Raw genomic sequence first — 762 nt, 5'->3', positions numbered from 1 at the left:
CCATACTATGTAATTTATTATCAGCCCCAACATAATCTCTAGTAGCTTCTACAACTATGTCTTTACCATTAGTTGATGAAAAACTTAATCTTCCGAAGTTAGTCTTAGTATCGTTAGTTAAGCCTATCATTTCTTTTAAGCCTTCTCTATTAGGCTCATTGATACCTTCTTTAACACCTTTTAAAAATTGTATCATAGCGTGAGCTGCTATACCATCTTCTGCTTCTGCTTTATCCATAGTTTTACCTTTAGCTGCATCAACAAATACTTGTAATTTACTTACAGCATTATCTATTAGTTTATTAGCATCTTCTAATTTCAAATTATCTACTTGTAATGCAGTTAATGCATCAGATACTTCTTTAGCAGCACCATTGTTTTGAGCAGCATTAGCTTCAACATTTAAGGCACCTATTGCAGCAGCTTTTAATTTACCTCCAGCTACACCTGTTTCAAATTTAATTGTTCCATCAGTTTGTATTGCTGATTTAGCCTTTAAATATCCATCAGCTGCTAATCTTGCATCTTGTTCATAGTGAGCTGCTTGAATATCATCAAAATTATTTTTTGCATTTAAAACAGAACCTATCGCACCAGTACCAGCCTGCCCTGCAGTAGCATTACCACCTTTCCAAGTTGCAGCTAAACTAAAGTCCGCAGCCACTTCACCATTTTCACCTTTTAAGTCTGCTGCTTTATTTGTATAAAATGTATGTTTATCCGCTACTGCAGCTGCTGTTACTTGACCATCAGCACCAAAAC

1 protein-coding gene is annotated in these 762 nt (G+C 35.4%); it reads right to left on the bottom strand.

The window, feature by feature from the left end; genetic code table 11:
• Positions 1 to 762, bottom strand: a 762-nt coding sequence (locus AVBRAN9331_RS09755) for a hypothetical protein (RefSeq protein ID WP_336612931.1), incomplete at both ends; no start/stop codon positions are given.

Source organism: Campylobacter sp. RM9331, assembly GCF_020137685.1.
Taxonomy (GTDB): Bacteria; Campylobacterota; Campylobacteria; order Campylobacterales; family Campylobacteraceae; genus Campylobacter_E.
The sequence above is the reverse complement of the archived record's forward strand: the minus strand, read 5'-3'. Positions and strand labels throughout refer to the sequence as shown.